At 41.9% G+C, this 26,097-nt stretch carries 27 protein-coding genes and 4 tRNA genes; 17 read left to right on the top strand and 14 right to left on the bottom strand.

Translation table 11 applies throughout. From position 1 onward, the window contains the following. Positions 1-353: 353 nt before the first annotated feature. Together PL9631_RS02735 and PL9631_RS02730 are read left to right on the top strand one after the other, a co-directional pair. Positions 354-1,538, top strand: a complete 1,185-nt coding sequence (locus PL9631_RS02735; RefSeq protein ID WP_083616728.1) for a caspase family protein — start codon at positions 354-356, stop codon at positions 1,536-1,538. Positions 1,539-1,587: 49 nt separating this feature from the next. After that, positions 1,588-3,054 carry a GAS domain-containing protein gene (locus PL9631_RS02730; RefSeq protein ID WP_083616726.1) on the top strand — a complete coding sequence of 489 codons (1,467 nt, stop codon included), beginning with the start codon at positions 1,588-1,590 and terminating at the stop codon, positions 3,052-3,054. Between the two features lie 236 nt (positions 3,055-3,290). Here the strand turns inward: PL9631_RS02730 and PL9631_RS02720 are convergent, their stop codons facing one another. Then, a complete protein-coding gene (locus tag PL9631_RS02720; protein ID WP_456238465.1) occupies positions 3,291-3,743 on the bottom strand; it encodes a tyrosine-type recombinase/integrase in 453 nt (150 codons plus the stop codon). A 285-nt stretch (positions 3,744-4,028) separates the two neighbouring features. On the opposite strand from PL9631_RS02720, the gene PL9631_RS02715 reads away from it, so the two are divergent. Continuing rightward, positions 4,029-4,496 (top strand): helix-turn-helix domain-containing protein, encoded by a 468-nt coding sequence (locus PL9631_RS02715; protein WP_079680084.1) that lies wholly within the window; start codon positions 4,029-4,031, stop codon positions 4,494-4,496. Between the two features lie 38 nt (positions 4,497-4,534). On the opposite strand, the gene PL9631_RS02710 is transcribed toward PL9631_RS02715, so the two are convergent. After that, entirely contained in the window at positions 4,535-5,008 is a 474-nt protein-coding gene (locus PL9631_RS02710) for a DUF3368 domain-containing protein (protein WP_231516621.1), read from the bottom strand. Between the two features lie 14 nt (positions 5,009-5,022). Further along, positions 5,023-5,265 (bottom strand): hypothetical protein, encoded by a 243-nt coding sequence (locus PL9631_RS02705; protein WP_231516620.1) that lies wholly within the window; start codon positions 5,263-5,265, stop codon positions 5,023-5,025. 117 nt (positions 5,266-5,382) lie between these two features. Here PL9631_RS02705 and PL9631_RS26610 point away from each other — a divergent pair, with 117 nt between their 5' ends. Next, entirely contained in the window at positions 5,383-5,541 is a 159-nt protein-coding gene (locus PL9631_RS26610) for a hypothetical protein (protein WP_156090423.1), read from the top strand. A gap of 124 nt (positions 5,542-5,665) precedes the next feature. Beyond that, on the top strand, positions 5,666-6,109 hold the full coding sequence (locus tag PL9631_RS02695) for a hypothetical protein (protein WP_197046242.1): 444 nt from the start codon (positions 5,666-5,668) through the stop codon (positions 6,107-6,109). Between the two features lie 45 nt (positions 6,110-6,154). Here PL9631_RS02695 and PL9631_RS02690 read toward each other — a convergent pair whose 3' ends face one another. After that, positions 6,155-6,532 carry a hypothetical protein gene (locus PL9631_RS02690; protein ID WP_083616720.1) on the bottom strand — a complete coding sequence of 126 codons (378 nt, stop codon included), beginning with the start codon at positions 6,530-6,532 and terminating at the stop codon, positions 6,155-6,157. Between the two features lie 290 nt (positions 6,533-6,822). On the opposite strand from PL9631_RS02690, the gene PL9631_RS02685 reads away from it, so the two are divergent. From PL9631_RS02685 to PL9631_RS27265, 10 genes are all read left to right on the top strand, one after another. After that, a complete protein-coding gene (locus tag PL9631_RS02685; RefSeq protein ID WP_156090422.1) occupies positions 6,823-6,966 on the top strand; it encodes a hypothetical protein in 144 nt (47 codons plus the stop codon). Beyond that, positions 6,948-8,147 carry an ATP-binding protein gene (locus tag PL9631_RS02680; RefSeq protein ID WP_083616718.1) on the top strand — a complete coding sequence of 400 codons (1,200 nt, stop codon included), beginning with the start codon at positions 6,948-6,950 and terminating at the stop codon, positions 8,145-8,147. Before PL9631_RS02685 ends, PL9631_RS02680 begins: the two co-directional genes overlap by 19 nt. After that, positions 8,144-9,151, top strand: coding sequence for a ParA family protein (locus PL9631_RS02675; RefSeq protein WP_083616716.1), 1,008 nt, complete (start codon positions 8,144-8,146; stop codon positions 9,149-9,151). Before PL9631_RS02680 ends, PL9631_RS02675 begins: the two co-directional genes overlap by 4 nt. A gap of 225 nt (positions 9,152-9,376) precedes the next feature. Then, the gene (locus PL9631_RS02670) at positions 9,377-9,979 is read left to right on the top strand and encodes a hypothetical protein (RefSeq protein ID WP_083616714.1); all 603 of its coding nucleotides are present in this window, start codon (positions 9,377-9,379) and stop codon (positions 9,977-9,979) included. Between the two features lie 752 nt (positions 9,980-10,731). Continuing rightward, the gene (locus tag PL9631_RS02665) at positions 10,732-11,367 is read left to right on the top strand and encodes a recombinase family protein (RefSeq protein ID WP_083616712.1); all 636 of its coding nucleotides are present in this window, start codon (positions 10,732-10,734) and stop codon (positions 11,365-11,367) included. 16 nt (positions 11,368-11,383) lie between these two features. Next, positions 11,384-13,018: a DDE-type integrase/transposase/recombinase gene (locus PL9631_RS02660; protein ID WP_156090438.1), complete on the top strand. Its 1,635-nt coding sequence runs from the start codon at positions 11,384-11,386 to the stop codon at positions 13,016-13,018. A gap of 4 nt (positions 13,019-13,022) precedes the next feature. Then, the gene (locus PL9631_RS02655) at positions 13,023-13,997 is read left to right on the top strand and encodes an ExeA family protein (protein WP_231516619.1); all 975 of its coding nucleotides are present in this window, start codon (positions 13,023-13,025) and stop codon (positions 13,995-13,997) included. Between the two features lie 308 nt (positions 13,998-14,305). Next, entirely contained in the window at positions 14,306-15,919 is a 1,614-nt protein-coding gene (locus PL9631_RS02650; RefSeq protein ID WP_197046241.1) for a DNA glycosylase AlkZ-like family protein, read from the top strand. Positions 15,920-16,046: 127 nt separating this feature from the next. Continuing rightward, positions 16,047-16,151 carry an element excision factor XisH family protein gene (locus tag PL9631_RS26925; protein ID WP_144017800.1) on the top strand — a complete coding sequence of 35 codons (105 nt, stop codon included), beginning with the start codon at positions 16,047-16,049 and terminating at the stop codon, positions 16,149-16,151. Positions 16,152-16,178: 27 nt separating this feature from the next. After that, positions 16,179-16,235, top strand: coding sequence for a hypothetical protein (locus PL9631_RS27265; protein ID WP_231516628.1), 57 nt, complete (start codon positions 16,179-16,181; stop codon positions 16,233-16,235). Positions 16,236-16,319: 84 nt separating this feature from the next. Here the strand turns inward: PL9631_RS27265 and PL9631_RS02635 are convergent, their stop codons facing one another. The 3 genes from PL9631_RS02635 to gntT all read right to left on the bottom strand — a co-directional run bounded on the left by PL9631_RS02635 (position 16,320) and on the right by gntT (position 21,804). Continuing rightward, complete coding sequence (locus tag PL9631_RS02635; protein ID WP_083616702.1) at positions 16,320-17,159, bottom strand: SWIM zinc finger family protein; 840 nt, start codon at positions 17,157-17,159, stop codon at positions 16,320-16,322. 36 nt (positions 17,160-17,195) lie between these two features. Then, on the bottom strand, positions 17,196-20,363 hold the full coding sequence (locus PL9631_RS02630) for a DEAD/DEAH box helicase (protein WP_083616700.1): 3,168 nt from the start codon (positions 20,361-20,363) through the stop codon (positions 17,196-17,198). Positions 20,364-20,463: 100 nt separating this feature from the next. Then, a complete protein-coding gene (gntT, locus tag PL9631_RS02625) occupies positions 20,464-21,804 on the bottom strand; it encodes a guanitoxin biosynthesis MATE family efflux transporter GntT (protein ID WP_197046240.1) in 1,341 nt (446 codons plus the stop codon). Positions 21,805-21,901: 97 nt separating this feature from the next. Between gntT and PL9631_RS02620 the strand changes: the two genes are divergently transcribed. Further along, the gene (locus PL9631_RS02620; RefSeq protein WP_083616698.1) at positions 21,902-22,240 is read left to right on the top strand and encodes a hypothetical protein; all 339 of its coding nucleotides are present in this window, start codon (positions 21,902-21,904) and stop codon (positions 22,238-22,240) included. A 293-nt stretch (positions 22,241-22,533) separates the two neighbouring features. On the opposite strand, the gene PL9631_RS02615 is transcribed toward PL9631_RS02620, so the two are convergent. Further along, positions 22,534-22,776, bottom strand: coding sequence for a 3'-5' exonuclease family protein (locus tag PL9631_RS02615; RefSeq protein ID WP_231516618.1), 243 nt, complete (start codon positions 22,774-22,776; stop codon positions 22,534-22,536). Positions 22,777-22,783: 7 nt separating this feature from the next. Here PL9631_RS02615 and PL9631_RS02610 point away from each other — a divergent pair, with 7 nt between their 5' ends. Further along, complete coding sequence (locus PL9631_RS02610; protein WP_083616696.1) at positions 22,784-22,927, top strand: DUF433 domain-containing protein; 144 nt, start codon at positions 22,784-22,786, stop codon at positions 22,925-22,927. A gap of 194 nt (positions 22,928-23,121) precedes the next feature. On the opposite strand, the gene PL9631_RS02605 is transcribed toward PL9631_RS02610, so the two are convergent. The 6 genes from PL9631_RS02605 to PL9631_RS02580 form a co-directional block, all read right to left on the bottom strand. Then, the gene (locus PL9631_RS02605; protein WP_083616695.1) at positions 23,122-24,132 is read right to left on the bottom strand and encodes a phospholipase D-like domain-containing protein; all 1,011 of its coding nucleotides are present in this window, start codon (positions 24,130-24,132) and stop codon (positions 23,122-23,124) included. 64 nt (positions 24,133-24,196) lie between these two features. Next, positions 24,197-24,925: a hypothetical protein gene (locus PL9631_RS02600; RefSeq protein ID WP_083616693.1), complete on the bottom strand. Its 729-nt coding sequence runs from the start codon at positions 24,923-24,925 to the stop codon at positions 24,197-24,199. Positions 24,926-25,044: 119 nt separating this feature from the next. Continuing rightward, a tRNA-Lys gene (locus PL9631_RS02595) sits at positions 25,045-25,117 on the bottom strand. Between the two features lie 41 nt (positions 25,118-25,158). After that, positions 25,159-25,231: transfer RNA gene (locus PL9631_RS02590), tRNA-Gln, on the bottom strand. 105 nt (positions 25,232-25,336) lie between these two features. Then, positions 25,337-25,413 (bottom strand) — tRNA-Glu (locus tag PL9631_RS02585). 60 nt (positions 25,414-25,473) lie between these two features. Next, positions 25,474-25,549: transfer RNA gene (locus tag PL9631_RS02580), tRNA-Asp, on the bottom strand. Between the last annotated feature and the right edge of the window lie 548 nt (positions 25,550-26,097).

Below are 26,097 nucleotides of genomic sequence, written 5' to 3'. Positions count from 1 at the left end.
TTATACTGCCGATAGAAATTCTTGCACAAAGGTTACGATTAGCACTTTATGGCTTATTTTACAAGATTTTCAAAGATTTTGCTAAGTGCCAAAGGTCACTGAGGAAACACTAGGTATATAATTGATTGGGGTTGTTTTTAGATCTTAACCAAAAAAGGATGCAAAAATTAAGTTTGGGATTCACAATAGGCAGTCCGGCACTAGCAAAATCATACATAAACATCAACTGAAGTAGTTCTGCACGGCATAATGATTGTTTCGTGAATTGCTTTAGCCAGTTCTATCTATCTCCATATATTTCTAATAAGACACTTTTTGATTTGTCACTGCAACTAGGCTTGTAAAAGAACAACATGGCTGGTATTCCTTCAGAACTGCATCATCAATTGCGTAAAGCACTGTTAGATTGCGAACAATTTGAGAGCCATAACAAACTCCGGTCAGTTTTTGCTTCTGAGCCACTCAAACCCTGGCTGAAAAATTTGCCCGAGGCTGATAGTCTTACCAGCAGGGTAGATGCTGTAATTGCCTTTTTAAGAGACAAGCATCGTGGCGATACCCAACAAAATGTGCTTGTCTTATTGGTTCGTCAGTTAAGCGAACTGATAGATGAAAATGATGAACGTCACCAGCACTTGGCAGATTTAGCTGAACAATTGGAAAATGCTCTGGGAAAAAAACTAACTACAAATAGTCATATACAAAAAGCTAATCCAGAAACTAATATTCGGGGTAACGCACAGATAAGAAATACCGAAATAGAAGAGCGTCGTCCTATTAAGAATCGTTGGGCATTTTTGGTAGGTGTCAACCGCTATAACGATCCATCAGTTCAACCCTTGAATTTCTGCGTAGAAGATGTGGTGGCATTAGACGAGAAACTCAAAGCACTTGGGTATACAGTTATTTGTTTACACGATCGTCTAGATTTGAGTAACGCCCGCTTCCCCACCCGCAACAATGTAGAGGCTGAATTAATTCAGCTTTGCAGCATCGTAGATCCAGATGACCTATTATTGGTACATTTTTCTTGTCACGGCAAGCTTTTGACCGATAAACAACCTGTGCTAATCATCAGGGATACTCGTTTACCAACTTTAGCAAAAACAGGCTTGCCGTTAGCAGAAGTAAAACAACAGATGTGTTCTAGTAAAGCAAGACGGCTGGTGCTGACGCTGGATGCTTGCCACATGGGAGTCGAAACCGAACGAGGAATAGACGATCCGCAGTTCATTCATAATGTTTATGAGTTAGCTGAGGGGTTTGCCCTAATTGCAGCTAGCACAGCCCAACAGAAAGCTCGAGAATCGCTCGATCGAAAATCAGGAGTTTTCACTTACTACTTGCTAGAAGGACTCAGTGGTAAAGCTGACCGAGGTAAAAAGGAATTTGTGACTGTGGACGATCTCAAGACTTACGTGCTGGATAGTTTGCGTCGTTGGAGCGTGGAAAACGGTGGGATAATCCAAGAGCCAACGGCTCAAACAGAAGGACTCGGAGACATAATTCTAGCGGATTATCGTAATAGTTCTAACTAGGTCAAGGTAGCATTAGAAACTCCAAAAAACCAGAATTAGGAAAGTTAGTATGAAGCGCGGTCAAAAAACTATGATGGGGCTGTTGAGCCTAACCCTCGGTTTAGTATTGGTAGCCCCCCCTGCCAAAGCCGAACCAGCAGTTACCATAACACCATCCAGCGTTACAGTGGTGGGAACTCAATGTCCGGTCTTTTTTAACTGTCCCCCTGTTAAACGCCACCTTCTCGTACAGACTAACCAAGCGATCGCAAACTTAAAAATACTCAGCCTCGACTTGAATCGAGCTGATGGAGCTACAGTGCTGCCAGCTACAGCCATACGTCCAATTTTAACTGCCACCTCAGTTCAACTCAATCAACCACTGACTGTCCCAGTCCAGTTCGACTTAAGTGTTGCCCATAGCGGTGAATTTAGTGGTGTTTTGCTGGCTATTTATCCAGATGGACAATTGACTGTTCCAGTTATAGTGCGAGTTAAAGACCATTGGCTTTGGCCACTGCTAATCTTGTTGTTAGGTGTTGGAGTAGGAATTGGAGTTTCAGCCTACCGCACCGAGGGCAGAAATCGTGATGAAATTGTGGTGCAAGTTGGTCGCATCCGCACCCAGATAAAGGCTGACCCTGAATTAGCAAAATCTTTCCAGGTGAAAATTGATGGGTATCTAATCGAGGTAGAAACAGCTTTAACAAACAAGCGCTGGGAGCAGGCACAGCAAGCAGTAGCGCAAGCCCAAACGATTTGGGATAAATGGCGTAAAGGTCGAGAAGACTGGCTAGCACTAATCAAGTCTCTCGCTTCGTTAGGTAATAGCTTAGAGAATCTGAATAATCCTGATGCACCTTATGTGCAGACAGTGCGTATCCAATTAGAGAATATTGAGCGACAAGTAGCTGACAAAGAAAGTCCCCAACAGTTAAGTGAGGATTTAATTAATTTGCGGCAACAGCTTGTCCGATACCTGCAAGGTCAAGCTAAAGTCAACCAATTTGACACCCTTAGAAATGAGTTGACTGAGTTAGCCCAAGAAGAGGATAAATCATTAAGACGTATATCTAAAAGCTTACAGCAGGAATTAGATAGCCTCTCTCCAACCGATCCAGAGGCTTTCAAAACATGGCAGCAGAAAGTAGAAGATGAGATCGATAGAATAGACCAAACGATTAAGCAACAGGCAGGAAACGAGAGAGCTAGAGGTCAGTTACTTATCACTGCTAGAGACTTCGATGACACATCACCTTCTAAGTTTCCCGATCAAGTGCCTGATGCTCGCCCTTTACAACTTAATCCTGTACAAGCTGCCCGCAATTTAATTGTGTTTAATTGGATTGGTTACGCGATCGCCGTAGCACTCTTGGCAGGCGTAGGATTTAGGCAACTATACGTTCAGCAACCAACATTTGGCGCTTATGGTTGGAGTGACTATTTTGCCTTGCTAGCCTGGGGTTTTGGGGCAGAGGCTACTCGCGATGCTGTTACAAAAGTTGTGCGTGATTGGAAACTACCAGGATTGAATTAATTCTCAACCTGAAACTGTAAACAGAGCTATCAGTCCCTCATCCACTGGGATAGAGTGAATAAGTTGCCTCATCGCCCAACGCATCGAACTTTGGATAATAGCAGCCACCTCAACAGCATAATCTTCTTGTGCGATCGCATCCACCTCATCTTTATCAACATTTCTTATCACCCCCATATTCCAGAGTAGTATTAATACTCTTGATTTTAAGGTAAATTAACATACTTTTGGCTAAATTAGTCCANATAGGCTTGGCTGTAGCTAAGGCGGCTGATCTGGAGGGTTTTGGGGTGCTGGGCGACAAATAAGGCGGTGGCCTGGGGAGGGCGAGTCCCCTGAATATAGCGTTCTAAGGCTTGGGCTGCATCGGCACTGTAGAAGCACCAGCGTCGTTTATTGCCTTTACCGATGACTTGGAATTTGCGGTCGGAGGAGTTGATTTGGTCGAGATCTAAGGCGAGGACTTCACTAACTCTGGCCCCACTGCGGTGTAGTAAACGGACTAATGCCATGAGTCGCCAGTTGGAGAGGTGGCGGATGGCTTGATATAGGGCGTTGAGTTGATGGGGTTTAAGGTAGCGGATCGTGCTGTCTTCGTGGTGTTCTCCTTGCTGGGCATCGGGTTTTCTGGGTTTGAGGCGGGCGATGGGGTTGAGGGGGATATAGCCTTCATCTACGGCAAAGTTCATGAGGGCGATGAGGATGCGTTGATGGCGGCGATGGGTGGTGTAACTCAGGTGGGTTAAGGAGTCGAGGTAGTCGCGCACTTGTTGGCGATCTAGCGTTTTAATGTCCGAGAAGCCATACTGTTGTAGGAAGGGAATCAGGGTGAGTTCATAAGACTTTCGGGTAGCGGGGGAAAGTTCAGGACGCTGTAAAAATTGGGTAGCAATTGTAGCAATTGTGGTTGTCATAAAACAGGAATTATGCTGAAATAAGAAGAGGTTAATCACTACTGTTTTTAGCATATTTTAATGCACACTTTAACATCGGAATTTCTGCCCCAACCCGAGGAAACCCTGGGGGAATACGTGCGACGACTGCGAGGACTGAAGCGTCTGAGTCAAGAGCAGTTGGCGCAAGGGTGTGGGTTGCATCTGCAAAGTATTGGCAAGATTGAGAGAGGGTTAACGACTCGTTTGAGCCAAAAGGCGAAACGGGGTCTGGCTCAGGTGTTGGGGGTTCCGGTTGCGTATTTGGAGGCGGCGGTGCGGGGGACGGGGGTGGAGGTGTCTCAGGCGCTGAAACTGTGTCTGTGCTGTTGGACACCGGGGACGGTGCCGGAGTTGGGGTGGCTTGACCCCAGGGCCAAGTTTTGTTTTTTGTGTGGGGGGGTTTTGTGCGATCGCTGTCCTGGCTGTTCTCACCCCATTACCTCTGAGCAATATCGGTTTTGTCCGATGTGTGGTCAGTCTTATCGGGATGGAAAGCACAAAGCTTGAGTAAGGGTTGGTGATTCGCGGTTGTTGAGGTTAGGGAGTTAATTCAAAAAAATCCCCTCAAAAACAGACCGAGACACCCGAAAATTAATGTCCCTGAGTTTTTGATATAATTCATTTTTATCCGCAATATTAATCTTACCCGTTTGGGTTAACTTTTTGATAATTCCTAAAGTTCCTTTAACATTTAATCCTAAATTAATCGCTTGTTTTCGAGCCGCTAAGTCATCTAATATGATATAATCCGCTTGCAGTTCTGTTGCTAAAGAGATCGCTTCCGACTCCCCTTGTCCTAAACTTTGATTAATGCGGTTTAATAAAGACAGTAAAGTTGTACGTCTCACCTGAAGTTTTCCCGTTTCAATTAACGGATTAATCACTGAAATAATCAAATCATCCTTCGCTTGAATTTCTTCAATAACAGCCGTCGGGACATAAAATTCATCCTCCGTTTCCAGAAATAATTCTAAAAACTCTAATTTACCGAGAAAAATTAACGGGGATGAGTTAATCACAATTTTCACAACGTTTACCAGTCCTTTTCCCGTTGAATATCTTCATCCTCTAAATAGGAAAATTCGATTCCTAATAAATCTAAAATTTGCAATAATCCCGCTTCATCTAAATTCATCACTTCCGCAGCTTTCCTCAAACTTATCACTCTAACGGTTAACGCACCCAAAACAAATAAAAATCGTTCTTTCTGTTCCACGTCCGTAAAAACAGGTAAAGAAACTGCGATATTTTGTAAAGCTATTGTAGAAGTCATCATTTACTCCTAAAATTGAACAAATTTATAATTCTCCAAACCGTTCTCGATACAACGCTAACTGTTCTTCTGGCGTTAAATAGCGAACGCCTTGTTGATTATACCAAGATAAAACCTCTAATGGCTCAAGAAGCTCACAAACCGATGTTTCATCTTAAACCCGCAGATGGAGGGATTGGTGCTCATCTTCAAGCTGTACAAAGTGCTTACCGAGACTTTAATCAACTAGCTCAAAAAATTGCTGTATTAGTACAAACTCCAATAAACTATTTAACCTAAGAAAATATGCTAAAATTGAAAAAATTATCAACAGTTTAAATGATGAATTTAAGAAACTTATTACAATAAAAACGAGAAGAAATTCTCAACCTGGCTACTCAATTCTGATTTAATATAATTTAAAATGGTTTTAAACTTAACGTTAAGTCAAATTCAAACCCCCAAACCGATTCAATATTCTTCTAATAATGAACATTATGTTTTGACAAGGAGGTTTTCTGCTAAAGAAGAAAAGAAGCGAGTTGTTGCTGTTGTTTATGATGCTAATTCCCTGAATTACCAATGGGTGGGTTTTGAAAACCATCTCAACTATTTTCATCACCAGGGCAAAGGATTACCCCTTTCTTTAGCAAGAGGACTAACGGCTTACTTAAATTCAACTTTAGTCGATTCATTCTTTCGCTTATTTAATGGGAATACTCAAGTTAATGCAACTGACTTGCGAAATCTCAAATATCCCACCTTAAAACAACTCTTAGAATTGGGAGAAAAAATCGGCAATTCATTTCCATCTCAGCAAACTATTGATGAACTGATTCAGCAAGATATTTTAAAAAATCAATCATGAGTTATCGTTATAATTGATAAAATTATGGCTTGACGAAGTTTGAAGTTAATCCCACCAAGCATACAATTTTTGAGAATTTATTTCAATTTCATCACAACCCCAAACGAATTGCACAAATTCACCCGCGAAATCTAAGTCTTTTACGCCAACAACTGTTATTGCATCAATTACTAAATCTGGTGTTGGTTCATCAGGAAATGCTATGCCATCAAAAGTTGGTGTGACTCCTTGTTTTTGACATCGTTGCCCAAATTCAATATATGAACTCACAGATGGAGCCGCATTAAATTTTGCAGAGGGTGTGGTGTATCCCTCTTCAAGAATCTGTTGTAATGTCTCTAAGGACAAGCCCTGAAATTTAATGGCATTGGGAGTATACTCAGTAATTGTTGTACCCAGTATTTCCTCTATTCGTTGAACCATAAAGCTACCCAAAAGTTAAGGCTAAGTTAGGTTTTGTTGAGTGCTAAACCTATTTTATTGTAATTCAAGTCCACTATAATTAATAAGGACTAACTCAAGTCTCTCTATCAAAACTGTTTGAGCAACAATGGCACAAATTACCATTGAAGTTCCCGACGCTCTCTCCACCCAACTGCTGCAACTAGGAGACCAACTCCCTGAACTGTTGCATCAATGTTTAAGGACTCTAGGCACTTCTAGGAAGTCTTCATATTGCAAAACTCCATGACGGGATTCATGGGCGATCGCTGTTGGAGTTGCGTAGCCGTCCCAGGCGGCGGCTACTAATCGCCTACGAACAAGCTAACGGTGCTACAGTAAACGAGTGGGTGAGTGCTTGTAACTTGCGCGATCGCTATTGGCTTGATATCGACTTATGGATGATTCGCAATTAGAGAGTTTATTACAAGATTTAGAATCCGATCGCGTAGAACGAAAAGCTTCCCTCTCATCGGATCGTAGTGCGCTGCGTCAGGCTATTTGTGCTTTTGCCAATGATTTACCCAACCACCAAAAACCAGGGATATTATTTATTGGTGTGAACGATGATGGAACTTGTGCCCATATCAGCGTTACTGACGAACTGTTGCGAACGCTCTCTGATATGCGCTCGGATGGCAATATCCTCCCTTTTCCCAGCATAACCGTGCAAAAGCGAACTTTAGCAGGTTGTGAGTTAGCTGTTGTGATTGTAGAACCGTCAGATGCTCCCCCCGTTCGCTTCAACGGACGAGTTTGGGTGCGAGTAGGGCCACGTCGCGCCACTGCTACCCCTGAAGAAGAACGCCGCCTATCAGAAAAACGTCGTTCTAGAGACTTACCTTTTGATATTCAATCTTTACCTTCGGCTACATTAGATGATCTAAATTTAAGCTTATTTCAGCAAGAATATTTACCTGCTAGCTTGCCTCTAGATATCTTAGAACAAAATCAAAGAACTGTTGAACAACAATTAGCATCAGTTCGGTTTACAACCCGTATCCAAACTCCTATTTTTCCAACTAACTTAGGCGCTTTAGTAATCGGTAAAGAGTCCAGACAATTCGTTCCTGGTGCTTATATTCAATTTTTACGAATTGAAGGGACTGAGTTAACCGACCCAATTAAAGACCAAAAAGAAATTTCTGGGCCGATTTCTATGATGCTGAGATTATTAGATGAAACCTTGTTAGCACATATTTCAATTGCTTCAAATCTTACGGCTCAACCTGTAGAAATAAAACAAGCTGATTATCCTTTAGTCGCTTTGCAACAGTTAGCTAGAAATGCTGTTTTACATCGGACTTATGAAGGAACTTACGCACCCGTGCGAATGACTTGGTTTAGCGATCGCATCGAAATTCAAAATCCTGGTGGCCCCTTCGGACAAGTTAACCGCGATAACTTTGGTCAACCGGGAATCACTGATTATCGTAATCCCAACCTAGCAGAAGCAATGAAAAATTTAGGCTATGTCCAGAGATTTGGTATCGGGATCTCACTAGCTCGAAAAGAACTACAAAAAAACGGCAATCCACTCCCAGAATTTGTGATTGGAGATGCTCATATATTAGTGATTATCAGGAGGCATCCATGACTGTTCCCATAATTACTTTTTTTAATAATAAAGGCGGGGTTGGAAAAACTTCGTTAGTTTACCATTTAGCCTGGATGTATTGTGATTTAGGACTGCGGGTTGTAGCAGCAGATTTAGACCCCCAAGCTAATCTTACCGCCGCATTTCTAGATGAAAACCGATTAGAAGAAATTTGGGAAGAAAGCCAACAACCCAACACTATATTTCGTTGTGTGCAACCTTTAATTAGAGGAATTGGCGATATTGCAACTCCACAATTAGAGCTAATAGAAGAAAATTTAGCTTTACTGGTGGGAGATTTATTACTCTCTGGATTTGAAGATGATCTTTCCGCAGAATGGTCAGGATGTATGGATAGAAAAGAACGTTCTTTTCGAGTCATTTCTGCTTTTTGGCGATTGCTACAAGCTGCTGCTCAAACCCATCAAGCTGATATTATTTTGGCAGACCTGGGCCCAAATTTAGGAGCGATTAACCGGGCTGCTTTAATTGCATCTGATTATGTAGTTGTTCCTCTATCCCCTGATTTATTCTCACTGCAAGGATTGAAAAATCTCGGCCCAACTCTTAGACGCTGGCGAGAAGAATGGAACGAACGATTAGCAAAGAATCCTGTCTCTGATTTAAGACTTCCAACTGGTCAAATGCAACCGCTTGGGTATATTGTCCTGCAACATTCAGTAAGGCTAGACCGTCCAGTTAAAGCTTATCAACGATGGATGGCTCGAATTCCTAATGTTTATCGGGAAGCCGTATTAATTGAAGAAGAAAATAGTAAGCTATTGCTATCAGAAGATCCCTACTGTTTAGCCTTACTAAAACACTATCAAAGTCTCATGCCTCTGGCTCAAGAAGCTCACAAACCGATGTTTCATCTTAAACCAGCAGATGGAGCGATCGGTGCTCATATTCAAGCTGTACAAAGTGCTTACCGAGACTTTAATCAACTAGCTCAAAAAATTGCTGCATTAGTACAAACTCCAATAGCACTGCCGAGGTTGTAATCATTTACAACTGACATGAAACAGCCAGAAGTATTATCCCTGTTCCCAGTTAAGGTGCAACCGCCCCTTCCGGCTCAAGTTAAATAGCAGTTAGAAAGAAATAAGCCTAAAAACAATACTCGATTAGCTTGTCAAGGAGTTGTATAATTTAGGGCATCAATAATCTGTTAGGAGAGTGTCAAATTCGAGGGCTTTTAAATTGATAAATAAATTGCGTAAACCTTTATGCCTTATCGTAAATTTACACTGAGTAAAGCGGTAGATGATTTTCAACTCACCATCGTTGAAGGCGATCGCTTTCTCCCTGAGATTTCCCCAGTTAATCCAACTGCTTTACTCAAAGATACGTTGAAAGAATCGTTACCTTGGGCGATCGCAGTCAGTAGTGAAAAAGCTCGTTCTGAAGCGATTATCAATCCTGTTTTGTTAGAAGTTAAACGTCAGCTTAATGGACAGATTAGTATTTTTTCCGGTGAAGAATTCAACGTGCAGCCAGAGGTTGATTTAACAGGTTATGTCGATTTTCTGATTAGTCGCTCTCCAGAGCAGTTGTTTATTAAAGCCCCGGCGGTGGTTTTGGTGGAAGCGAAGAAAGAAGATTTGAAACCAGGACTAGGACAATGTTTAGCCGAGATGGTGGCTGCCCAACGCTTCAATCAACAGAAGCAACAACCGATTTCAACGATTTACGGAACAGTGACGAGCGGTACAGTTTGGCGGTTTCTCAAACTGGAAGGGCAAACTGTGACGATTGATTTGACTGATTATCCGCTCCCTCCGGTTGAGCAAATTTTGGGTTTTCTGGTTTGGATGGTGCAGAATGGCTGAGAATTGGGATTTGGTATACTAGGTTGGAACTACATCTCTAGTTCAGAGCGAGGAGAGGAGAAAATTGCGGTGGAAGTTAAAAGTTTTTTGGCGCTTTACATCGGCAATTTCTGAGTTTCATACAGCGTTGGGTACATCATTAATATCACCTCATAAGAATCAAGAGATATCGCCAATAAGTTACAATATTCTGATCAGGTAATTTGCGAATTACAAGTATCACTCGCAAAATATCAAAGCCAGAAGCGGGGGCTTATGCAAGACCTCCTCACTGGCAAAGTCCGAGTTACTCCCTTACTACAAACTGGAGGAGATAGCCACCTATGACTCCAGCCTTACCACCCCAGGAAACCCTAACCATTGAGTTCAAAAGCGACAGAAACAAACTTGCTGATCGGGACTTGATCGAGGCAATTACCTGTAGCAAACTGCAAACATAAACGCTTCAAACTGCAAACAAGTCAATTTTCAAACCACATTAACTGCAAATAAGGGGGGTCTCCAAACCACAATAGTTGCAAATGAAACCACAATAGTTGCAAACAAACCACAATCACTGCAAATAAAACCACAATCACTGCAAATAAGCTGTAACTCTTGCAGTGGTTGGATTACAACATTTATCACCTCAAGAGTGTCCAATTTATACGAACTTTTATATTGGACATATATGTACGCTTTTCGTGGTTTAATTTGGACTAATACCGTTCAATTAAATCTATAAAGCGGTTTTTACCGACTCTTGTAGGGATATGGCTATTTATGCTTATCTGAGGGTCTCCAGCGACAAACAAGACTTACACAACCAACGACACGGCATTTTAGAATATGCCAACATCCATGGTTTGAGTCCCATCGAGTTTATAGAGGACACAATTTCTGGGCGGGAGAAATGGTTAGAGCGAGGTGTAGGACAACTACTGAATCAAACAGCACAAGAATCCGATGTCGTCATTTTTTCAGAAGTGAGTCGGATGGCACGCTCCACCTTACAAGTCTTAGAAATGCTGGAGTGCTGTGTGCGTCGAGGAATCAACGTCCATATCGCCAAACAAGGTATGGTACTGGATGACTCCATGCAAAGTCGAATTACAGCAACGGTTTTAGGCTTGGCAGCAGAAATCGAACGGGAATTGATTGTACTGAGAACAACCGAAGCCCTAGCCAAGCGTAAAGCCGAGGGAAAAACGTTGGGACGACCTAAAGGACGACAATCTGCACATTTAAAACTGGACACAAGGGAAGCAGAAATTCGTAGCTATCTAGCCAAAGGGATTAGCAAACGCTCAATTGCCAAACTGGTCGATTGTTCACCTTCGACTCTCTACGATTGGTTGTCACGTAAACATCTCCACCCACGCCCCGATAAATTAGTGGAGAAATCATAGGATGCCCAAGAAACAAATACCAATTGATGCCATCGTAGACCTACGTCGCCGCTTAGACCAACTACCACCGCGCAGTCCATCCCGTCGGGTATTAGTCCAAGAAATAGCGCAACTGTATGGCATTTCCGAAGATACGGTGTATCGAACACTGCGAGAAGGCAATGGAATTCGCCCAGTACGTCGCGCTGATTGTGATGTCCCGCGTGTAATTCCAAAAGCAACTCTGGAGCGATATTGCGAAATCATTGCTGCCATTAAAATACGCACATCTAACCGTAAAGGTCGCCATTTATCTACCGTGCAAGCAATTCGCTTATTGGAAGAAGATGGCATCAACACACCAGATGGTCATGTCACCGTGCCAGTAGGTTTGCTCAAACCAACCACCGTCAATCGTTATCTCAACAAATGGGGCTACGACCGCAATACCCTGCTGCGACAACCACCTGCTGTTCGCTTCCAGGCAGAACAGAGCAATCAATGTTGGCATTTTGACCTGAGTCCATCCGACCTCAAGCACGTAAAAACACCAGCCTTTATAGAACCGGGGCGGGGGCATCCCTTGTTAATGCTTTATAGTGTCGTGGATGACCGAAGTGGTGTGGCATACCAAGAATACCACGCTGTTTACGGCGAGGATGTGGAAGCAGCACTGCGGTTTATGTTTGCCGCCATGTCACCTAAAAAAGAGACAGACTTTCCCTTTCAAGGCATTCCCCAAATGCTGTACATGGACAATGGCCCCATTGCTAAGAGCTTGGTGTTTCAAAAAGTTATGGGTTATTTGGGAATTGAAGTACGTACCCATTTACCGAATGGCAAGGATGGACGACGGGTAACGGCTCGTTCTAAAGGCAAGGTGGAACGACCGTTTCGCACTGTGAAAGAAATGCACGAAACTCTCTACCACCTGCATGAACCGGAGACCGAAGCTGAGGCGAATGCTTGGTTGATGAAGTTTTTGCTCCATTACAATAGCCGACCCCATCGCAGCGAACCTCATTCCCGGATAGAGGACTGGGTGAGCAATTTACCTGAGTTAGGCATCCGTCAAATGTGTAATTGGGAGCGTTTTTGTACATTCGCACGTTCACCCGAATGTCGCAAAGTCGGCATCGATGCTCGCGTTACGGTTGAGGGTGTGGCTTATGAGGTGGAGCCTGATTTGGCTGGAGAAACTGTAGTTCTGTGGTGGGGCTTGTTCGATAACGAACTGTATGTAGAACATGGTGAACGTCGCTATGGGCCGTTTCTACCCGTAGATGGCCCAATCCCCCTACATCGCTACCGTAGTTTCAAGAAAACACGAACGCAGAAACGGGCGGAGCGGATTGAATCTTTAGCTAAACAGTTGTCTTTACCAAACTCTGTCATTAGTAAAGGCAACCAGAATGATTTCGAGAATAATACAACCCAATTGAAAGTGCAGCCTTTTGTTGAGCCTAACCCATTTCAAGAACTGACATTTAGCACGGTGATTGCAGCCAAATTAGCGATTGCTGATTATTTGGCACGTCCATTAGCCAAACTTACCCCTGAACAGATGGCTTATATTGATGCGGTTCTTCTCACTACTCTCAATAAGCAGGAGGTAATGAAACAAATTCGAGATTTCTTTAACCCCATTACAGGTACGAGCCATGTTGAGTGATGTCATGACTTATTTTGGTCTTAAACGTACCTTAGATCATGTGGGATATTTTGAGACTCAGGAGCAGACAAATCTATTCAAAGAACTGAAACCCCAAATTAGGCAAGGTCGTTTGATTGCGATAACAGGTGTTGTTGGCTGTGGTAAAACAACAACTTTACAACGACTGCAATTGGAATTGTCCTCCGAAAAAGACATCATTATTTCTCGTTGCCTTGCCCTTGACAAAGATAAGGTCAACGTCGGGGTTTTGATGAGTGCTTTGTTTTTGGATTTAAGCATAGAAAAGGATGCTAAACCACCGACTCACCCAGAACTTAGAGAACGAAAATTGTTGGCTTTAATTCAAAAACGCCGTAAACCTATAGTGCTTTTTGTCGATGAAGCTCATGATATTCATCATAGTACGTTAGTCAAAATTAAGCGTTTAATTGAATTGGTACGTCAAAGCGGTTGCACTTTATCTGTAGTGCTACTGGGTCATCCCAAGTTGAAAAACGATCTGCGCCGACCCTCTTTGGAAGAGATTGGTGCTCGAACCAATATTTTTAGTTTAGAAGGGATTAGAGGACATCAGGTTGAGTATATAAAGTGGCTGTTGAGCGAGTGTATTTATGATGATTATCTGCCTGAAGATTTGATTACCGATGAAGCTATTGCATTTTTAGCAGAACGATTGACGACTCCATTGCAAATCGAACATTATTTGCAGAGGGCTTTTGAAGACGCTTATCAAGCAGCAACAAAACCTGTCACCCCTGATCTGGCTGAAGCTGTCTTGAACGTAGGACTTAACGATTTAGAACCCCGCTTAATACGGCATGGTTACACTTCTAAAGTTTTAGCTGAGTTATTAAATATACGAGTAAGTGAAGTCAATTCTTTTATACACGCTCAGTTGCCTCCAGGTCGAACCCAAGATTTGAGAGACCAGATGTTAAAAATGGGGATTCCCTTGTATGCGTCAGAGGGAAGTTAAATTAATCTGAGAAAGACTGCATATAGAGTTTTTCTATTCTTTGTGTTCAGTTTATATCTAAATAAATAAACATATATGTCCAGTGCAAAACTTCTTGTAAATTGGACAGTTTTGACGCTATAAATTCTCTATCCCAATCACCGTAAGGGTTACGAATTATTTGCAAATAATGTGGTTTCATTTGCAAATAATTTGGTTTGTTTACAGATAATGTGGTTTCATTTGCAAATAATTTGGTTTTGAGCCCCCCTTATTTGCAGATAATGTGGTTTCAAAATTGCCTTGTTTGCAGTTTGAAGCGTTTATGTTTGCAGTTCGCTACAATTACCTGCCTAGCCAACACCGACGGCGGCGAACTGTGGTTAGGCGTTGAAGATGATGGCACTCCCACCGGGTTACATCCCGACCATCAAATGGTTGAAGGAGTTATCGGACTGGTCGCAGCACGAACCTCCCCCGCTCTCACCTTACAAGTTGATCGCCTCACCATTCAGGGTGTCCAGGTGGCTCGGATTTTAGTCCCCCAAGCCAAGGGTGAGGTAGCCACCAGCAACGGGGTGTATGTGCGTCGTCGTTTGCGTCCTGACGGGACTCCCGAATGTGTTCCCATGTTGCCCCATGAGCGCACCAGCCGCGCCACGACCTTCGGACTCCTTGATGCCTCTGCCCAACCCGTTTTAGGCAGTACCCTGCAAGATTTTGATCCCATCGAACGCGATCGCCTGCGCCAAGCCATTCAAATCTATGGGGGCGATGCCGCAAGGCGGCGGCTACGCCATCGCATCCTGCTCGACCTGGATGACGAAGCCCTGGATGGTGCTTTGGGCTTAACCGCTCGACAGCCCGATGGGAGTCGCATCCCCACCCTAACCGGACTATTACTGATCGGACGGGAGCCTACCCTGCGGGAGCTTGTCCCCACCCATGAATTCGCCTTTCAGGTCTTAGCCCAGGAAGCCGTGCGGTTTAACGAATTTCGGCGCTTCCCCCTCCTCAAAGCCCTAGACTGGCTCCAAACAAACTTTCGCCCCTATAACCCAGAAGAAGAGCTACAAATTGGACTGTTTCGGGTGCCTGTACCTAAAGTTGATCTGGGCGCTTTTCGGGAGGCGATCGCCAACGCCCTCGTTCATCGGGATTACCATCAACGGGGAGCCATCCACGTTCGCCTGGAAGACGAAGCCCTAGTGATCAGTAACCCCGGCGGTTTAGTTGATGGTGTCACCCTTGCCAACCTCCTGACAACTGAACCCCGTCCCCGCAATCCCCGCCTTGCCGATGTTATGAAACGAGTGGGGATTGTAGAGCGATCTGGTCGTGGTATTGATAACATCTATCGCGGGTTACTTCGGTACGGCCGCACTGCTCCAGACTACAGCCGCACCGATGCCAATAACGTCGTTCTCAGCCTCTCCACTGCCGAAGCGGATCTTGAATTTCTCCGGTTAGTCGTTGAAGAGGAAAACAAGCAAACCAGACCCTTACCCATTGATAGCCTAATAGCCCTTTCAGCGTTACGAGAGAGCAAGCGGCTGAGTGCTGATGAATTAGCAACCCGAATCCAGCGAGACACTCATCAAGCTCGAAAAACCCTTGAAATTTTGAATGAAGCTGGGCTAGTTCAAGCGCATGGGATAACGCGCAGCCGTACCTATACCCTTGCTCCCAATCTTTACCAAGCAGCAGGCAACAAAGCAGAGTATACCCGACAAGTTGGTTTTTCAGATCTGCAAAACGAGCAACTGGTGATGAACTATGTAAAACAGTATGGTCAAATTAAACGAGCAGATGTAATGCAGCTTTGTCGATTAACTAAAGATCCAGCAGCCCGCCTTCTGCAAAAACTCTACAACGATGGGCGACTCGTTCGGCAAGGTAAAAGCCGAGCAACTTTTTATGTCTTAGCATCACCCGATACATGAAGTTATGAGCGGTTATGAGCGATTATGAGCGGTTATGAGCGGTTAATCAGACAGTATTTCTAAAATTGAACAAGGAGTAGACCATCCCATTGAAGCCACAGCTTTGACTAAATCTTTAGCATACTAGATACTGAAGAACCAAAGTTTTTTAGCTAATACATCAGCGATTTCCGAGTTTCATACAGCGCTGGGGCAGTATATTAATTATCGGGCTGCATTGCGGCAGATTTAGTTTTTGGGCGTACCCAAACAAGATATTGTGTTAGGTTTTTATCCTCCTTTCATGCGGGAAATGAGCGACTATGCTGTGGGCTAAAAGCAGAAGGATTAAAAAGCCGATCGCTTGTATTGTTTACCAAAGTCGCTCTTTCAGGGTAATGGTTGAATTTTTATTTTTAAGCTAAATCAAATTCTTATTTTTAGTTTTGACTCGTTTGTAAAACTCTTCCATAACTTGAATAAAAGAATGCTCTTTTTTCCAAAAAGCCGGAAAATCTCCTTGTTTTTTAATTAAAATTGCAGGTAAACTCACAGAAGAAGATTCTTCAACAACTTGAGGAAGTCGATGGTTTCCTAACCAAAACTCCCGCGCACTCATTTTCTCTGACACCCCTTCTGTTTCAACAGTTGTATAGAAAGATGTTGAAGGTTGTACAGAAACTTCCTGGGTTGTCAATTCTTGAGATAAAATCTGCCCTAACGGAGATTGAGATAACTCAGCTTTGAGGACATCTTTAGATAAACCCCTCAATTGAAAAAGCAAAAAAGGATCATCATCTAATTGGGATGCTACTAAATAATAAACCCCCGCAATATGTTTACAAGGATTTGACCAATCTGGACAAGAACAAGTTGTTTTAAAGTCTTTTTCGCTTTGGGGAAGTAAATGTAAACCTAAATCCGAAAACACATCCTCAATATTATTGGGAACTTCATTCATTAATAATTTAGACACAAAACTTGCTTTTGAAGACAAAACTTTAATCGCTTTCGACCAATCACTAGAACTAATCGGTGTAATTTCAATATTAATCTTATATCGGGGTTCTTTATAAACTCCAAAGTAGGGATTAATTGAACCTTTAACCGTTGCCGTAATGCGATTTTGATCAATACTCGACTTAAGAATCTTACCATTCCTTGCATAAGAACGTCCTCGACCCAAACGTGCAGGGTCGCTAAACGCTTCTAATGCTTCAATAAATTGTTTTCCCCACCAAGTCCGACTAAATTGAGCCATAATAGATCATACTCCTTTTAAACACGACAAAATTAACTACTCTAATAAAGCAACCTTATTCAATTGAATAAGCTGTTTAAACGCTTCATTATCCAATTCCGTTAACCAAGATTCATCACTACCAATGACCTGAGAAGAAAGTTTTTTCTTATCTTCTATCATCAAGTCAATTTTTTCTTCCAAAGTTCCCAAAGCCACAAATTTATGAACAAATACATTTTTAGTTTGACCAATCCGAAAAGCTCGATCCGTTGCTTGATCTTCCACCGCCGGATTCCACCAGCGATCAAAGTGAAATACATGATTTGCTTTGGTTAAAGTAATTCCCACACCTCCAGCTTTCAAAGACAGAATAAATACAGAAGGTTCGGTCTCAGGATTTTGAAATTCAGTAATCATTTGTTCCCGTTTTGTGCGATTTGTACCCCCATGAATATAATAGGTGTTATAATGATAATGATGTTTAAAATGCCGTTCTAAACCATCACAAACGTCTTTAAATTGGCTAAAGACTAATAAACTTTCGCCTTCGGAAATAGCTTCTTCTGCCATCTCTGCTAATCGTTGTAATTTCTGCGATCGCGCCGCCGAAAATTCACTTCCATCCTGTAAAAACTGCGCCGGATGATTACAAATTTGTTTTAACTTCATCAGCGTCGATAAAATTAATCCTCTTCGCTTAATCCCTTCAACCTCATTAATTTTTTCAGCCACATCCTTCACTAACGCCTCATACAGAGAGGCTTGCTCTTTTGTTAAATTACAATAAACTTTTTGCTCAACTTTATCGGGTAAATCATTAATAATTAACGGATCGGTCTTAACTCGTCTCAAAATTAACGGCTCTACCAGTTTCTTCAAAGTTGCAGATTTCATCCGGTCATTATCCTTTTGAATAGGAATTTCAAAGGACTTGCGAAATTGAGCTTCTTTCCCCAAATATCCCGGATTCAGGAAATTAAATATTGACCATAAATCCAGGAGACGATTTTCAACGGGAGTTCCGGTTAAAGCTAATCGATATTGAGCCGAAAGTTTTAAAATCGCACGAGTTTGAGCGGTTTTGGGATTTTTGATATTTTGAGCTTCATCAACAACAATTCGTCGCCATTCAAGATGATTGAATAGTTTTTCATCTTGACGAACTAAGGTAAAAGAGGTAATCACAACATCACAGTTAAGACAAGTCGATTTAAAGGCTTCTATATCTTGAATTCGACCGCTACCATGATGTATAATAGTTTGCAAATGAGGGGCAAACTTTTCAATCTCTTTTTGCCAATTCCCAATCACTGAAGTCGGTGCAATTAATAACGTGGGTAAAATAGAATCTGTTCTTTCTTTTTCTTGAACTAATCGAGCAATAACCTGAACGGATTTTCCCAAACCCATATCATCCGCTAAACAGCCATTTAACCCTAAGTTTTCTAAATATTGTAACCAGGATACTCCCCGCTTTTGATAATCCCTTAACGTTCCTTGTAATTGGGGAATATCACCCACCATTGTAAGTTGACTTTTATCCTGCAATTTTCCCATCAAATCGGATATCACTGAGTCATGTTCGATTTCTAATTCATCCTCTAAGGAAGCCGACATTTTCACGAAATCTAATAGCTTGATTTCCGGTTGTTCTTCTGTGTGTTTTTGCCAAAATTCCAACATTTGCTGCATTTTCTGTTGGTCTAATTCCATCCACTGACCGCGAAATTGAATCAGATGTGTTTTAGCATTAACGAGTTGTTCCCATTCTTTTGGCGTAACAACTTCACCACCAATGGATAGGGAATATTGATATTGAATTAACGTATCTAAATAAAAAAATCCTTTGCTAACCGATGCTTGTTCTGAAGAACGAGAGGACGTTTTTAAACGAATTTTAGCGCGATGACGACCTTGGGGTGTCCACCAAGCGGGAATGATGACTTTATATCCTGAATCTTCCAGTATCCAGGCACTTTCTTTGAGAAATTCAAAGGCTTCAATCAGATTTAATTCTAATCCAACGGGTTGATCTGTTTCTAATCCCTGCCAAAGTTTAGGATACATTCTGGCGGCATATCCTAAATTAAGTAATAGGTATTTCTCAAAATCTTTTCCTACATAATTATGCAGTTCTTTTTTCTTTTTTTGAGTTTGTTGCCAATAATCTTTTAATAATAGCTTAAAGGAGGGATCTTGTTTCGAGGAAACTGAAAAATGAATTAGCCAATTATCCTGTTCCTGAGTGGCTTCTTGGAGTTGAAAGCACAGGTCAAAGGAGGCTGCGGTTTGGCTGTGGATGAGTTTTTCTTTCCAAACTAACCATTGTTTATATTCTTCCAAATCTGCTGAACTGGTTCTGGGATTCTGGGGATTTGGATGAATACAATAATGCACTAATGTATCAGCAATTTGTTGATTAAACTTAGCCGTTAAGGGAGTTTGGGTGACAATTTGATGCAGTAAGCATTCAGAAAAGTGACGCAGTAAGGTTTCTGGGTTATAAAATTTAATCGGATTTTGAGCAACGAGAGAACCCGATACACAGGCTAAAGGCATCGCGTTGACAGATTGAGTGATTAAAGATTGATATTGTTCTGATATGATTTCCCAGCCGGAATAAATTTCAAATAACGGAGTTTGAGTTGCACGTTTGCCTTCGGTTTTAGTAGAAGCAAGCTGACGATATTTAAGAGCGGGTATATATTGATCTTTGTAAAGAATTTGTTTAAATAATTGGGTATAGTGATACCAAAAGAAGATGTCAGAACCGAGGCTCATTTCTGAGGGTTTTTGTTGAGCGAAGAAGTGAATCTCTTTAAGAAGTTTTATAATCGTGTTGAGGGAATTAAATGTATTCCGACTAGATGCTAATTGATAAGTTGTAATTTCCCATGTAGCAAATTCTTCAAATTCTAAGTTTAGGTCAGTTTCTAAGTATTTTGCTAATTCCGGTGAAGGAAGCGGTTGCTGATTAAGGGTTGGGAGGGCAAAATATTTAATAGAAATCCGATTCGAGATTAAACGCGAATAAGCTTCAGAAATCCCGATTTCATTTTGCAGAAACGCTTCTAAACTCGATGCTGTTAGATGTTGGGGATGAAGTGGGTTCGGGTTTCGTTTTGTTTTGCGGGTCGAAGTTTCAACCCAAAGGTAAAATGCACCTTGTTCGATGAAATCACCTGTTGTTTCAGGAATCCAGGTTCCGTGCAGGATTTTCATGGCGGGATGTTATTTTTATTTGTTTATATTTTATATCGGCTTCTAACAATCATACTCGATCTGTTTGTCAATTGGTTGTATAATTTAGGGTATCGATAAATTAATCACGATTGTCAATTAAAGTTTTAGGTACCTGTAAACCCAAGGTAATTGTTCTAGCTGCCATAAAGGAAGATAACCCAAACCATAACATCTGATTATTACGGAACTGCCAAGCCGCAATAACCCAAGGCGCAAATCCAAATATTGCTGACAGCAGCATTGAGGTTCGCAAGATTCGACCTTTTGTTAACCCTAAAAAATATCCATCTAAAATATAAGCGATTGAACCAAATCCCAACACAGGGATTAACCAAACGACATCCGCGCGAATTCCTTCAATCACATCCGAGTGATTCGTTAACAGTCGAAAAATAGAATTGGGAAATACTATAAATACCGTTGCAAAAGTTAAGCCTAAACCCAAACTAACACCACAAGACATTCGCAAAAGATTGGCTTGTTTCTGTTTATCATTTTGACCTTGAAAAATCCCAGCAAAACTTTCAGTCGCAAATGCTAATCCATCAATAAAGTGTGCAGCTAAACTGACAACCTTTAACAATAATGTATTCGTTGCTAACACCAAAGTTCCTAAACCTGCACTTAAATTAGTAAAGACCGCAAAGGTAGAAATTAAAGCTAAGGTTCGCACCAAGATATCTTTGTTTAGCTTGAAATTGGCTAACATGGCATCCCGTTCAAAAATGCGAAAACCAGCCCGTGATACTTTGCTAAACCATCCCTCACTCCTGACTAAAATGATTCCAACTAACAACATTAAATATTGACTCGCCGCCGTTGCAGCACCCGCCCCGGCACTTTCCCATCCCCACTGCATCATGAATAAGTAGTCTAGGGCGACGTTTCCCCCGTTAGCAACAGCCGACAGCAGCCAAACTTTACCCCCTTGTTCACGACCGAGAAACCAACCCATCAAAACGAAATTAAGTAGAGTAGCAGGTGCGCCCCAAATCAGGGCATTATAATAAGCTCGACCTGACGCTTTTACTTCGGGTGTGGCATTTAATAAAGCAAATCCCAACTCTCGCAACGGATGCTGCAAAATGATGATGATTAACCCTAAGCTTAATGCGAGTACCCCATTGCGTAAGCCCGCCAGTAGGACAGCATCGGGGTCAGAACGTCCCACAGCTTGGGCTGTTGTGCCTGTTGTCCCCATGCGGAGGAACCCAAATGTCCAGTAAATATAGCTAAATAAGACAGTAGCGAGCGCCACCCCTGCTAAATGACGAATTTCTGCTAAGTGTCCTAAAAATGCAATGTCCACTAAACCGGACAGGGGAACCATCAGATTAGATAAAATATTGACAACGGATAGTTGGAAGAAGCGATGCTTGAAATCGGGTTCATTAAGATTAGATGTTGGCTGAATTGACATAAAAAACTTGTTTTAATTTTTCTGTTTAAAATATTAGAGGAAAACTTGATTTACTCATGTTCTCTCAAAACCTTTTGTAAGGATAACATTAAATTTTATGACGGGATATTTTGAAAAGGTTTATGAAGAAGTTTACAAAGGCTATTTAATTGAAGTTTATAAGCACTCCAGTTTTGCACCGGGAGGAGTGGGTTCGACTCACTTCACTGTCCGAGTTAATGGTAAGTATTTGCCGGGAAGTTTTGATGGATACTATTATAATCATTTTCAGCAGTTGCAGAAGAAAAATCCTCCGCCAAATCCTTCGGAATCATTGGCACTGATGGAGGCAAAAAAGTATTGCGATGCTGCTGTTGAAGCCTTAGAGCAACGCGGAAATGAACGAATTTCTTTGAATTTAGCCGATTTATTCTCTCATGTAAGTAAGTGGTCATAATTAAAGTTAAAATACTAAATGCTGTAAGTCTTTCAGGATAAGGGTTTTAGCTTTAGGTTTGTTGACGTTATTTATGTCCACCTACTTATTTAGGAAAATATGTCACTGAATTGGGATTAAGTTCCTTTAAACACAAGTGCTTTCGTTGGTGTATATAATTAAAAAGGGCGATGCCGACAGGCGGCGGCTACGCCATCGCTTGATGATTTTGATCAATTTCTAATCGAATTGTGTTGGGATCTCAATAGGGGAAACTAACAAGAAACGAAGCGTCTGAACTAGAAATGAATTGATTAGTTTGTTGATAGGGAGTTGACCCGCTGTTGATCCAGAATAAACGGCAACAGTTTAGCAATATTTCTGGCATCATCAATGCCTCGGTGATGGGTTCCTTCCAGTGGAATTCCTGCCAGTTGCAGAGCTTGTGCCATGCCGTATCGCTTCGGTAAACCTTGAGTGCGACTGAATAACTGTTTAAGGTTGATGTGAGGATAAGCAATAGGCAAGGGTACGTTGTGAAATTCTCTATGTGGCAAACCTTGTATTCGTGGAATGCGAATTACAGTTTATGATGTATTGTCCTACTTGGCTTCAGGCATGACTTATGAGGAAATCTTGGATGATTTTCCCTATCTAACTCAAGATGATATTCTGGCTTGCTTGAGTTATGCCCCTGATCGAGATTGAAGAGATTTTGCGATCGCACAACGAAGAGAGCCTCCAATTCAACGAGAACCGCTCTATAGGAATATTAACATATACTAGCTGATGGCGCTCGCTGCCACTTCATACGCTTTCGACCCGACCTATCGCTCATTACGATCACCTCTTTGGTATGAGCAACTTGCTATTTGTCATACTGAAAGCTATGAATTCTTCACCTAAGATTCTAAATTCTCAGATTTGTCAAAATGCTCAATTAAATCAGAAATAACTTCTGGTTCTGTAATCCTATAACCAAGTTCTCTCTCTGCACTTTTTCCGCTTGATGCGAGAACATTATGACTACCTATCACTGCAAATTGATTATGATTATCACAAATAAAAAACTTTTCATGTGTTCCGAGAAGCTTAAGTTTAAATCTTTCAGAATATTCTTGCTCTAACAATTCTAAATCGGGTAAAGCACCATACTTCCATTCCTGAGAGGCTTGAGAAACTGAAACTAAAAAATCTTTGCGGCTGATATGAACAGAACGTCTTTTGCCAAGATCATTAAGATATCCCCATCCTATATAAACGCGAGCGTTAGTCTTTTGAAGAACTTCTCTAATTTTTCTTAGTAACAATTTATCACAGCCATACTTAGTGATCCAGGGACTAACAATAATTAGCCGATTTGTAACTCTCTCTAGAGCTTCTAGCAGAACTGCTCGACTGCCTGAGCGATTAATAACTAACTGTGTCTTATAATCTTTAATCCAAGATTTAATAGTTTTACTGATCTGAGATTTAAGTTCTTCATGTAATTTACTATCTAAATTTTCCTGCCAGTATTCATAAGTTTTAATCAACTCCTTCTCTAGGATATATATTTCATTTAATTCTGATTCGGTAAAGAATTCGCATAAAATTGAAGGTAAATAATCATCAACATCTCGAATCTGGATCAAATCCTTTTGAGAAAAGCTGTAATAGGGCTCAACCTCAGTGCATTGAAGCAGCAAAAGAGCATTTTTCTGCCAAATAATGTTTTCCCTGATATTGTTGCCATGCTTTAAATCATATACTCGCCATCCTGAAAGGAGATTACTGCCAACATACCAGCGAGTTCTATGCTTACTACAGCAGAACCAATAATGTCTCCCTATATTCGCATATCCATTTGTTAAATGGCAGATAGGGCAAGAGCCAAAATGGTCATCAAAATATCTTTCTGATTCAAGATTCATATTAGTAATAGACAATACCCAGTACAAAGGGTATGGACATTGCCTATTCTAACTTCAGTTGGCTTTATGGTTTGGAAAGTTGCTTCCGAATCAATCGAATTTCCTTTTTGCTACATTGCTGTTTTCTAGCCGCATACATTCTCCGATTGTTCATCCATCTGGCATCAGCACAACGGATTGTACCATCCAGAACATCCATGACCCATGCTGTGGGTGGTGCGGGGACTTCCTCAAAGGTAATTAGATACCAAATTCCGTTAAGTTGGTGATACTCATGATCCTGATCTAGAGCCACCACATCTCTCCGTGATGGATTCCATCTTTTTTGAGGTTGCCTTGCAGACGCACACAGAATTCCTGTCTCTGGATGCACATAAAATTGGTCTGTGTAATAGGTATCTAAGCGATGAGGAAAACGCCGATCCGTTCTTTTACTGTAAGGGATGTTATCAATCAATTCAACGTATCGTTCAACATAGTCCCATAGATGAGTCAGAACGTGCTGTCCTGCCATAGTTTTAGGATCTAATTGCTGGCACAATTTACTGTAAACATCATTCCAGGGTTGCCCAACGTGCGATCGCAAAAATCGACGCAAAGGGCCGAGATGATCAGAGAGATACTTCGATTTATTTCTGGGTTTGATCAGGTAAGGACTCAGTAATCCATCCTCAGTTGCTTCTTCGGTGAGTTTGTGTAATTGTTTCTTAAAACCTTTCAGCTTTTTTAAACTAATTCGCATCCCACCACGAGGACGTTCAATCACAATTTCGCTTAAACGATATTCGCTCATATAGCAGGGAATAGGGAACAGGGAACAGTAAGCTGTGAAAGGGTTTCAGGATTCGGAATCGAAGCGATGTCTACCTATTGCATCACAGGGGCAATTATTACTCAACCAATGGTTGAACATGGGTCGCCAGAGATTTGAACTCTGACCCGTCTGCTTAAAAGGCAGCTACTCTAACCGTTAAGCTAACGACCCGAATCATCTAAGTTATGAGGATTGACTCAGAAACCTCCCAACTGCCCCGCCAGGATTTGAACCTGGAATCTTCGCTTTCAAAGAGCGAGATGTTGCCAGTTACACCACAGGGCATTGGATGCAGGAGTTGGGGTCAAACCAATTTCGCTCTGACTCTGAGTCAGAACGACGTCCATGCCGGACAACCTCCATTTTTTGCTGCTCATACTTGAGCAAATTTGGCAGTGCCGACGGGAGTTGAACCCGCAAACACAGGATTGAAAGACCTGTGGCTTTACCGATTTGCCTACGGCACCAAACCTTGAGGTTTCTACAGTGTGCAAGTTTAAGAAGCTGTTTTCAGCCTCCAGACTTAAAGGAGGCTGTAGGATTTGAACCCACGCTCTCTCGCGTGACAGGCGAGTGCTTTGAGCCAGACTAAGCTACACCCCCAAAGGTGGCATTTACTAAGTTTTCAAGGTGCTGGCTGCTGATGTCAGCAGGAGTTAGAGGAAGCAGCGTCGCTCCAGAGCATAGATTTGCTGAAGCTGACGGAGTGCTTGCTGGTACCGAGTTGAAAATGGATTTTTCTGACCAGGTAAGTTGTCTCGAAGCAACGCAGAAGGCTGCTCTGAACGCTTCGAGGAAAGACCTATTTGTTTAAGAGAACGAGCAGTCATTGGATTCGCTCCTCTGTGTCTCATCTCATACTACAATCATAAAACATTATACTACAAACTGTCAAGAGCGTACTACAAATTTTTTTGAAAAGGGATAGAACCCTTAGTAAGCCTGAGTTGTGGGAAACTAGACTGACACTGAAACGATGAATTGGAGCCAAGCCCAAAGGAGGCATTGATCAGCGTCGATGTTGGGTCAGAAGTAGCGAGCGTGTCATGAAGTGCAAAGTAGCAAGTTAAACTACTGCTGTCATTGGAAGGATAATATTGCCGTTTCGGCAAGTTTATGCTTCCAATTGACTCCGGCAAATATATGCTTCC

Origin of the sequence: Planktothrix paucivesiculata PCC 9631 (assembly GCF_900009265.2) — a bacterium.
GTDB lineage: Bacteria > Cyanobacteriota > Cyanobacteriia > Cyanobacteriales > Microcoleaceae > Planktothrix > Planktothrix paucivesiculata.
Note: the sequence above shows the minus strand (reverse complement) of the source record. Positions and strands in the feature narration are given on the sequence as shown.

Excerpts from the sequence above, each read along its gene's own strand:
- PL9631_RS02715 (WP_079680084.1), top strand. The coding sequence starts at position 4,029 with ATGCACACTTTAACATCGGAATTTCTGCCCCAACCCGAGGAAACCCTG.
- PL9631_RS02690 (WP_083616720.1), bottom strand. The coding sequence starts at position 6,532 with ATGGTTCAACGAATAGAGGAAATACTGGGTACAACAATTACTGAGTAT.
- PL9631_RS02665 (WP_083616712.1), top strand. The coding sequence starts at position 10,732 with ATGGCTATTTATGCTTATCTGAGGGTCTCCAGCGACAAACAAGACTTA.
- PL9631_RS02635 (WP_083616702.1), bottom strand. The coding sequence starts at position 17,159 with ATGGCTCAATTTAGTCGGACTTGGTGGGGAAAACAATTTATTGAAGCA.
- PL9631_RS02620 (WP_083616698.1), top strand. The coding sequence starts at position 21,902 with ATGACGGGATATTTTGAAAAGGTTTATGAAGAAGTTTACAAAGGCTAT.
- PL9631_RS26610 (WP_156090423.1), top strand. The coding sequence starts at position 5,383 with ATGGCTCAAGAAGCTCACAAACCGATGTTTCATCTTAAACCCGCAGAT.
- PL9631_RS02695 (WP_197046242.1), top strand. The coding sequence starts at position 5,666 with ATGGTTTTAAACTTAACGTTAAGTCAAATTCAAACCCCCAAACCGATT.
- PL9631_RS02705 (WP_231516620.1), bottom strand. The coding sequence starts at position 5,265 with ATGATGACTTCTACAATAGCTTTACAAAATATCGCAGTTTCTTTACCT.
- gntT (WP_197046240.1), bottom strand. The coding sequence starts at position 21,804 with ATGTCAATTCAGCCAACATCTAATCTTAATGAACCCGATTTCAAGCAT.
- PL9631_RS02605 (WP_083616695.1), bottom strand. The coding sequence starts at position 24,132 with ATGAATCTTGAATCAGAAAGATATTTTGATGACCATTTTGGCTCTTGC.
- PL9631_RS02630 (WP_083616700.1), bottom strand. The coding sequence starts at position 20,363 with ATGAAAATCCTGCACGGAACCTGGATTCCTGAAACAACAGGTGATTTC.
- PL9631_RS02670 (WP_083616714.1), top strand. The coding sequence starts at position 9,377 with ATGCCTTATCGTAAATTTACACTGAGTAAAGCGGTAGATGATTTTCAA.
- PL9631_RS02675 (WP_083616716.1), top strand. The coding sequence starts at position 8,144 with ATGACTGTTCCCATAATTACTTTTTTTAATAATAAAGGCGGGGTTGGA.
- PL9631_RS02600 (WP_083616693.1), bottom strand. The coding sequence starts at position 24,925 with ATGAGCGAATATCGTTTAAGCGAAATTGTGATTGAACGTCCTCGTGGT.
- PL9631_RS02655 (WP_231516619.1), top strand. The coding sequence starts at position 13,023 with ATGACTTATTTTGGTCTTAAACGTACCTTAGATCATGTGGGATATTTT.
- PL9631_RS02680 (WP_083616718.1), top strand. The coding sequence starts at position 6,948 with ATGGATGATTCGCAATTAGAGAGTTTATTACAAGATTTAGAATCCGAT.
- PL9631_RS02735 (WP_083616728.1), top strand. The coding sequence starts at position 354 with ATGGCTGGTATTCCTTCAGAACTGCATCATCAATTGCGTAAAGCACTG.
- PL9631_RS02730 (WP_083616726.1), top strand. The coding sequence starts at position 1,588 with ATGAAGCGCGGTCAAAAAACTATGATGGGGCTGTTGAGCCTAACCCTC.